The organism is Saccharothrix longispora (assembly GCF_030852425.1).
Taxonomy (GTDB): Bacteria; Actinomycetota; Actinomycetes; order Mycobacteriales; family Pseudonocardiaceae; genus Actinosynnema; species Actinosynnema longispora.
Genome location: NZ_NSDM01000003.1, coordinates 602,779 through 611,875, shown reverse-complemented (window position 1 = coordinate 611,875; position 9,097 = coordinate 602,779). Strand labels below are relative to the sequence as shown.

The following is a 9,097-nucleotide window of genomic DNA, read 5'->3' as shown; positions in this document are numbered from 1 at the left end:
GTCGCGTCCATCTTCATCTCGTTCTCGGCCGTGACCATGTCGAACTCCCGGTTCAGGATGTTCACGTAGGTCGAGTCCGAGAGCTTGTTCGCCGCCACGGCCGTGCCGAAGTACCGGCCCTGCTCCGCGGCCGACGCGCCCAGCGTGGTGCCGGCGCTGGCGATGCTCGGCAGCACCACGGCCGTCGCGCCCAGCAGCCCGATGACGCCGGCCACGACCGCGACGCGGCGTGATCTCCCCCGGTCGGCCTGCCTGCCGGCGGCGGTGACAGCAGTTCTGGACATCACTTCCTCCAAGGTGTCGTCACACCACAGGGCGACTCGAAAGTTTCGGTCGGAAAGGGTGACGCTTTCGCAACGTAAGGGGCCTGCTTGAACTCGTCAAGAACTTGTAATCACCTATAGAGACGCCAAAATGTGGGCGTGGCGATCGTCCGACTCGCTTCAGTGGGTTACGAAAGTATCGGTCCCTCCCCGTGCGAAAGCCCGGTGGCCGTTTCCGGACACCGGGCGTTCGGGACCTCACCGGAGGGCGCTGTCGGCGGCACCGCCGGAGGGCTACCCCCTGCCGCAGAGGGCGCGGTCGACCAGGGTCGCGGTCGGGTCGCCCACCGCGGGCGCCGTGCCCGGCGTCGGGATCAGCGAGTCGGTGTTGACCGAGACGACGACGGACCGGCGGCCGTCGTCGGTGACGCCGTTGCGCGTCATGAAGCCGGGGATGTCGCCGCCGTGCGACCAGTAGCCGCCGCACTCGTTCGGGATGAACATCAGGCCCAGGCCGTACCGCACGCCCGGCCACCCCTGCTCGAACCCGGTCGCGGGAACGGTGCGCTTCATCTCGGCCAGTTCGGCCGGGCGCAGCACCTCGCCGGCCATGAGGGCCTGGAGGAAGCGGTTGCCGTCGTCGGTGGTGCTGATCATGTCGCCCGCCGCGCCACCCCACGACGGGTTGAAGTGGGTGACGTCGAGCGCGGGACCGTAGCGCGGGTCCTCGGGGTCGGCCTCCAGGCCCTTCTCCGGGAAGCGCTCGTACGCCGTGGCGTGCGGCTTCGGGATGGCCGGCGAGGTGCCCGGCAGGAAGGTGTCGCGCAGGCGCAGCGGGTCGAGGATGCGCTTCCGCACCTCCTGCTGCCAGGTGCGGCCCGTCACCTTCTCGATGATCATGCCCGCGACGGCGTAGCCGGTGTTGGAGTAGCGCCACTTCTCACCCGGCTGGAAGTCCGGCGCGACGCCGGTGGCGAGGGCGACGGCCTCCGCCGCGGTGACGGTGCGGAAGCGCTCCGCCAGGAACTCGTCGCCCTTGAAGATGAACGGCAGCTGGAGGATGTAGTTGTGCAGACCGCTGGTGTGCTGGAGCAGTTGGCGCACGGTGATCCTGCCGCCGTCGTTGCCGTTGCCCCGCACGACGCCGGGCAGCCGGCGCTCGACCGTGTCGTCGAGCGACAGCCTGCCCTCGCCGACCAGTTGCAGCACGGTCGCGGCGACGTAGGTCTTGGTGAAGCTGCCGATGCGGAACTTCGCGTTCCACGGCACCGGCTTGCGCGTCCTGGTGTCGGCCACGCCGCTGCGCACCCGCACGTCGCCGCGCGGGGTGTCCACCTCCACCAGCACGCCCGGCGCGCCCTGGGCGAGCAGGGCGTCCGCGTCCCGCTGGAGCGGGGACGCGGTGCGGTGGTCGGCGTGCGCGGCGCCCGTGAGGGTCGCGGCCAGCGCGGCGGCCAGCAGGGGGGCGAGAAGTCGTTTCATGTCAATGGAAACTAGGCGTGCCGGACGCCCGTGTCGTCGCCCCGGAACGGCAACCCCGCTTACCCCCGTGGTGGTAGCGGCGGATCAGCCCGCAGGATGGCGACGGCGCGGGGCGAGTGCCAATAGGGTGGCCTCGGGAGCGGTGCGGGTGACCTCGACAATTGTCCGGAGCGCGAATGTCGAATGGCCTTGCGTCTCGCTTGGTGAAATGGTCGGCGCAGGTCAAGGGCTTGAGTGACCACGTGATAACCTGGCGTGGTCGGGGTGTTCGGGGCATTCCGCATTCGCTTTACACCACCGGTGCAAAGCAGGCAAGAGGCTGACCGGATCGCATTCCAGGCGCATTGGACGGAAATGGTGATGAGCGCCACTGCCCCCGTCACCGCCGCCCTGCTCGGTCCCGCGCGGGCGTGGCGGGACGGCACCGAGGTGGACCTCGGCACGGCGCGCAGGCGGGCCGTGTTCGCGGTGCTCGCGCTGCGCGCCGACCAGGTCGTGTCGCGCGACGAACTGGTCGACGCCGTCTGGGGCGACGCACCGCCCACGACCGCGGCGGCCAGCCTCCACACGTACGTGTCCGGCCTGCGCCGGGTGCTGGAGCCCACGCGGTCCAAGCGCTCGGCGTCACGGGTGCTGGTGTCGGCGGGGTCGGGGTACTCGCTGAAGCTGGCCGAGGACGGGCTCGACGTGCACCGGTTCGAGCGGCACCGGGAGCGCGCGGCGGCGCTGGGCGCGCACGACCCGTCGGCGGCGCTGGCCGAGCTGGACCTCGCGCGGTCACTGTGGCGGGGTGACGCGCTGTCCGGCGTGCCGGGGCCGTTCGCCGAGGCGCAGCGGACCCGGTTGCGCGAGCTGCGGCTGGCGGTCGTCGAGCGGCGCGCCGAGCTGGCGCTGGTGCTGGGGCGGCACGCCGACGTGGTCGCCGACCTGGCCGTGCTGGTGGACGAGCACCCGTTGCGCGAGGGGCTGCGGGCGCTGCTGATCACCGCCCTGCACCGCGGCGGCCGGTCGGGGGAGGCGCTGGAGGCGTTCCAGGACGCCCGGCGCGTGCTGGTGGAGCGGTTGGGCATCGAGCCGGGTGCGGCGCTGCGCGAGGCCCACCAGCGGGTGCTGGCCGACGAGGGCGCCGGCGCGAGGGGCGCGTTACCCGCGCCCGGTCCGGACGCGGTCGGCGGGGGTCCGGCGATCCGGGGTCCGGCGGTCCGGACTACGGGTGGCACGGGCTTACCGGGCGGGGGCCTGCCGGGCGGGGGCCTGCTGGATCCGGGCTCGCCGGTCCGGTCCCCCCGGCACGTCGACCCGGACCCCGCGATGCCCGCGGCGGGGGTGTTCGTCGGGCGGGACCTGGAGTTGGGCGTGCTGCGCCGCGCGCTGGCCGACGCGGCCGGGGGACGCGGGCGGTCGGTGTGGGTGGAGGGCGAGCCCGGGATCGGCAGGTCGGCCCTGCTGGCGACGGGCCTGGCGGGCGCCCCCGACGCCGGTTTCCGGGTGGCCTGGGGCGCGGGTGACGAGGTCGCGCCGCGCACCCCGCTGCGGGTGGTGCTCCAGGCCCTGGGCGTCGCGGAGACCTCGCCCGACCCGAGGCGGGCGGAGCTGGCTCGGGCCTTGCGCGCCCCCGCCGTGGGCGACCCGGTGCCGGTGGTGGTGGACCGGCTGCTGGCGCTGGTGAACGAGCTGTGCGCGGAGGCCCCGCTGGCCGTCGTGGTGGACGACCTCCAGTGGGCGGACGAGGCCAGCGTGCTGATGTGGCACCGGATGCTGCGCGTGGCGCACCGGTTGCCGCTGCTGCTGGTCGCCGCGGTGCGGTCGGTGCCCCGGCGGGCCGACGTCGAGCAGGTGCGGCGGGCGGTGGTCGCGTCCGGCGGCCAGGTGGTGCGGCTGAGGCCGCTGTCCGCCGAGGCGGGCACGGCGCTGCTGGCGAACCTGGTGGGCGCGGTGCCGGGGGAGAGCCTGCGGCCGGTCGTGGAGTGCGCGGGCGGCAACCCCCTCTACACCAGGGACATGGTCGAGGCGCTGGTGCGCGACGAGGCGATCGAGGTGCGCGACGGCGTCGCCGAGACCGGGGCCCCGCTGGACGACGACCCGCCGCGCTCGCTGGTCTCGGCGGTGGCGCGGCGGTTGGCGTTCCTGTCGCCCGGCACGACGGAGGTGCTGCGGTCGGCGGCCCTGCTGGGCACCGAGTTCGCCCTGGGCGACGCGGCGACCGCGCTGGGCCGCCCGTCCTCGGAGCTGATCGCCGCGGTGGAGGAGGCGACCGCCGCGGGCCTGCTGGACGACGCCGGCCCGAAGCTCGCGTTCCGGCACGCAGTGATCCGCGAGGCGCTCTACCACGGCACGCCGGCGGCGGTGCGGACCGCGCTGCACCGCCGGGTCGCGCAGGCGCTGGCCACGGCGGGCGCCCCGGTGGAGCTGGTGGTCGAGCAGTTGGCCGCCGCGCCCGGTGCGGTGGACCCGTGGGCGGTGGACTGGCTGGTGGACCGCGGCACGGCGCTGGGCAGGCGCGCGCCGGACACCGCGGTCCGCCTGCTGCGCGCCGTCGTGGGGGGACCGGCGCTCGCCGCCGAGCACCGGGAACGGCTCGCGGCCCTGCTGGCCCGGCTGGTGTTCTGGCTCGGCCGCGGGCCCGAGGCCGAGGCCCGGTACGTGCTGGCGCGCACCCGCGACCCGAACCGGGCCGCCGAGATGCGCTGGATACTCGCCCACGTCGGGTACCGCGGCGGTCGCGCCGCCGAGGCGGTGGACGCGCTGCGCGCCGCCTCCGCCGACCCGGCCGTGCCGCCGGCGTGGCGGGCGCGGCTGGAGGCGTTGCTGGCGGCCGTGCTGCGGGAAGGGCTCGACGACGTGGCGGCGGCCGAGGAGGTGGCCCACCGGGCCGTGCGGCGCGGTGGGGAGGCGGGCGACGAGTTCGCCGTCGCGCACGCCCTCCAGGCGCTGTGGCAGGTCGACTCGGTGCGCCGCGACCACGCGGGCGCGCTGGCGCGCGTCGAGCGGGCGCTGGCCGTGATCGGAGGTCGACCGGACTTCACCGAGCTGCGCCTGGGCCTGCTGGACAACAAGGCGTTCTCGTTGCAGAACCTCGACCGGCTCGCCGAAGCGGACGAGGTGCTGGCCGCCGCGCGCGAACCGGTCGGCGGCACGGCATCGCGCGACGTGCGGGTCACCACCGCCGTGCAGGACTACTGGTCGGGCCGGTGGGACGCCGCGGCCGAGGAGGGCGCGCGGGCGCTGGTGTCCGACGCCGGGACGTCGTTCGGCCTGCGCGAGCACGGCCCGGCCCTGCTGGTGCACGGGGTGGCGGCGCTCGTCGCGGCCCGGCGCGACCGGGTGGACGTCGCCGAGGCGCACCTGCTCGCCGCCGCCGCGCACCCGCTGGTGACGCCGTCGGACCGGGAGCACGCCGACTTCCTGCCGGCGGCGCGGGCGGTGCTGGCGGAGCGCGCGGGCCGGCCGGACGAGGCGCTCGCGGTGCTGGAGCCGGTGCTGTCGACCACCGCGCGGATGGTGCTGCGCCACCAGTGGTTGCCGCTCCTCACCCGGCTCGCGGTCGACCGCGGGCGGCGGGAGCCGGCGGCACGCGCGCTGGCCGTCGCGGAGGAGGAGGCCGCCGCGGAACGCGAGCCCGCGCGGGCCGCCGCCGCGCTGGCGTGGTGCCGGGGGCTCGTCGAGGGCGACCCGGCGCCCGTGCTGGAGGCGGCGGCCCGGTTCCGCGCGGTCGGCCGCCCGGTGGAGCTGGCCGGGGCGCTGGAGGACGCGGCCGTGCTGTCGGGCTCGGCGTCGGTACTCGCCGAGGCGGTGCGCGGTTACCGGGCCGTGGGCGCGGTGCACGACGTGCGGCGCGCGGACGCGCGGTGGCGCGCGGCCACGACGGGAACGGGACCGGCCGAGGGGACGACGTGGGCCGGGTGACCGGCGCGGCGCGACGGGGGAGGACCAGAGGTGGTCGACGGGATGACGGGCGCGGTGCGGGTCGAGCTGCTGGGGGCGGTGCGGGCCTGGGTCGGTGACCGGGAGGTGGCGCTGGGCTCGTCGCGCCCGCGCGCGGTGTTCGCGGTGCTCGCGCTGCGCGCCGGCGGGGTCACCCGGGACGAGCTGGTGTCCGCCGTGTGGGGCGAGGACGCGCCGGCCACCGCCGAGGGCAGCGTGCACACCTACGTGTCGGCGCTGCGCAAGGCCCTGGAACCGGACCGGCCGCGCGGCACGCCGTCGCGCCTGCTGGTGTCGGCCGGCTCCGGTTACCGGCTGCTGGTGGACCCCGCCGACGTGGACGTGGCGCGGTTCGAGGCCCTGGCCGACGCGACCCGGCGGCGGCTGGCCGCCGGCGACCCGGGGGCGGCGCGGCGGGCCGCGGAGGAGGCGCTGGAGCTGTGGCGGGGCGACCCGCTGGCCGGCCTGGTCGGCCCGTTCGCCGAGGCGCAGCGGCGCAGGCTCGCCGAGGCCCGCACGGTGCTCCGCGAGCTGCGCGCCGAGGCGGCGCTGGCGGCGGGCGGGCACGCCGAGGTGGTGGCGGAGCTGGCGTCGCTGGTCGCCGACGAACCGCTGCGCGAACGCGCCCGCGAACTGCTGATGCTCGCCCTGCACCGGTCGGGCCGCAGCGCCGAGGCGCTGGAGGTGTTCCGGGACGCGCGGCGCGTGCTGGTGACCGAGCTGGAGGTCGAGCCCGGCAAGCGCTTGCGCGCCGCGCACGAGCGCATCCTCACCGGCCGCGACCGGGACGGGGCGCCACCCGCGCGCCCGGCCCCGACCCCCGGACCGGGCACCGAGCTCGTCGGCCGCCGCGCGGAGCTGGCCGCGGTGGGGCGGCTCGTGGACGACGTCACCGCCGGTCACGGCCGGGTGCTGTGGGTCGAGGGCGAGATGGGCATCGGGAAGTCCGCGCTGCTCGGGGCCGTGCTCGCCCGCGCCGGGCGCGCCGGGCACCAGGTCGCCCTCGCCGTCGCCGACGAGCTGGGCACCAGGTTCCCGCTGCGGCTCGCCCTGGACGCGCTCGCCGTGGAGGCGCGCTCGGCGGACCCGCGCCGGTCGGCCACCGCGCACGCGCTCGGCCAGGAACGGCCCGCGGGCTCCCTCTTCGGCGACGCCGACCCGGTGTTCGAGGCGGTGGACCGGCTGGTGGCGCTGGTGGAGCAGCTGTGCGCGGACGGCCCGCTGGTGTTCGCGCTCGACGACCTCCAGTGGGCCGACGAGGCGAGCGCCCGGGTGTGGCACCGGCTCACCGCGTTCACCCGGCGGCTGCCGCTGCTGCTGGTCGGCGTGGCCCGCCCCGTGCCGTACCGGGCGGAGATCGCCCGGCTGCGCCGGGACACCGAGTCGTGCGACGGCACCGTGCTCGACCTGGTCCCGCTCGCCGACGACGACGTGGCCGGGCTGGTGGGCCGCCTGGTCGGCGCGGTGCCCGGACCGGGGCTGCGCCGGATCGCGGCCCGCGCCGGCGGCAACCCCCTGTACGTGCGGGAGGTCGCGGACGCCCTGGTGCGCGAGCAGGCCGTGGCGGTCGGCACGGGCGTCGCCGAGGTCGTCGACACCGCGTTCGACCGCGCCCCGCTGTCGCTGGTGTCCGCCGTGACCGGCCGGCTCGACTTCCTGTCCGACCCGACGCGCGAGGTGCTGCGCTGGTCGGCGCTGCTGGGCGGCGAGTTCGCCGTCGGCGACCTGTCGGTGGTGCTGGGCACGCCGGTGGTCGACCTGGCGGCCCGGCTGGAGGAGGCGCTGGCCGCCGGGGTGCTCAGCGACGGCGGGCCGCGCATGGCGTTCCGGCACCCGCTGATCCGGCAGGCGTTGTACGAGGGCACGCCCGCCGCCCTGCGCACCGCGCTGCACCAGCAGGCCGCGCAGGCGCTCGCCGCGTCCGGCGCGGCGGTCGACCACGTCGCCGAGCAGCTGCTGGCCGCCGCGGGCGAGGTCGGCGCGTGGGCGCTGGACTGGCTCGTCGAGCAGGCGCCCGCCCTGGTCTACCGGGCGCCGCTGGTGGCCGTCGAACTGCTCCGGCGGTGCCTGCGCTCGTCGGTGGCGCGCGACGAGCGGGACGCGACGCTGATGGCGCACCTGGCGGGCGCGCTGTTCCGCGTCAACCGGGACGCCGAGGCCGAGGAGCACGCCCGCCGCGCGCTGCCGTGCCTGCGCGAGCCCGACCGGGTGGCCGAGGTGCGGTGGATGCTCGCCTACATGCCGTACCGGGGCGGGCGGGCCGAGGACGCGGTGGCCGCGTCGCGGGAGGCGCTGGCCGACCCGGTGCTGTCGGACCGCTGGCGGGCCCGGCTGCTGTCGCTGCTGGCGCTGGTGCAGCGGGCCGGCACGGGCGAGTCGGCCGACGCGGAGGTCAGCGCGCGGGAGGCCGTCGAGGCGGGGGAGCGGGCGGCGGACCCGTCCGCGATCGCGCAGGCGCTGGAGGTGCTGTGGCAGGTGGAGGCGGTGCGCCGGGACTACCCGCGCGCGGTGGCCCACCTGGACCGGGCGCTGGACGTCGTCGGCACCGACGTGAGCCTCACCGACCTGCGCCTGCTGCTGCTGGACAACCGGATCTTCACCCTCCAGTGCCTGGACCGGCTCGACGAGGCCGGGCGGAACCTGGAGCTGGCGTTCGAGGTGGCCGGGCGCACCACGCCGGTGGCCGGGCTGCACCTGGCGGCGGCCGTGCACCACTACTGGCTCGGCGGGTGGGACGAGGCGGTGGCCCGGCTGGACGGCGTGCTGGGCGACCCGGGGTTCACCGGCTACGGCCTGCGGGAGGGCGGGCCGGTGCTGCTGCACGGCGTGGCGGCGCTGATCGCCGCGCACCGCGACGACGGCGAGCGGCTGTCCGGGCACCTGGCGCAGGGCCTGACGCTGCCGCTGGTCACCGAGGCGTACCGGGAGAACTGCGACTTCCTGGTGGCGGCGCAGGCGATGGCGGCGGCGCGGGAGGGCGACGCGGCCGGCGCGGTGTCGGTGCTCGGGGCGATCCTCGACACCCGGTACGCGGACATGATGCTGCGGCACCAGTGGTTGCCCGAGCTGGTGCGGCTGGCGCTGGCGGCCGGCGACCGGTCCACGGCCGTGGCGGCGGCGAGGGCGTGCGAGGCCGAGGCGGAGCGCGAGGCGCTGGCGGCCCGCGCGGCCGCGGCGGCGCAGCGGTGCCGGGGCGTGCTGGCGGAGGACCCCGACGCGCTGGCGCCGGTGGTGCGGCACTACCGGTCGGTCGGCCGGGCGTTCGAGCTGGCGCAGACCCTGGAGGACCGCGCCGTCCTGCTGGCGCGCGCAGGTCGCGGCGCGGAGGCGGGGGACGCGCTGGCCGAGGCGGTCGCCCTCTACCGCGGGTTCGGCGCGGAGTGGGACGTCCGCCGGGCGACGGACGGGGTCGCGGTGCCCCGCTGAAC

Annotated in this window: 4 protein-coding genes; 2 read left to right on the top strand and 2 right to left on the bottom strand. The window is 76.9% G+C overall.

All coding sequences use genetic code 11. The features are described from left to right. On the bottom strand, positions 1-284 hold a 284-nt coding region (locus tag CKY47_RS10690), incomplete at its 3' end, for an endo-1,4-beta-xylanase (RefSeq protein WP_306745535.1). A gap of 273 nt (positions 285-557) precedes the next feature. Continuing rightward, complete coding sequence (locus CKY47_RS10685; protein ID WP_306745534.1) at positions 558-1,745, bottom strand: serine hydrolase domain-containing protein; 1,188 nt, start codon at positions 1,743-1,745, stop codon at positions 558-560. A gap of 360 nt (positions 1,746-2,105) precedes the next feature. On the opposite strand from CKY47_RS10685, the gene CKY47_RS10680 reads away from it, so the two are divergent. Further along, positions 2,106-5,651: an ATP-binding protein gene (locus CKY47_RS10680; RefSeq protein ID WP_306745533.1), complete on the top strand. Its 3,546-nt coding sequence runs from the start codon at positions 2,106-2,108 to the stop codon at positions 5,649-5,651. 30 nt (positions 5,652-5,681) lie between these two features. Further along, positions 5,682-9,095 (top strand): ATP-binding protein, encoded by a 3,414-nt coding sequence (locus CKY47_RS10675; RefSeq protein WP_306745532.1) that lies wholly within the window; start codon positions 5,682-5,684, stop codon positions 9,093-9,095. Positions 9,096-9,097 lie beyond the last annotated feature (2 nt).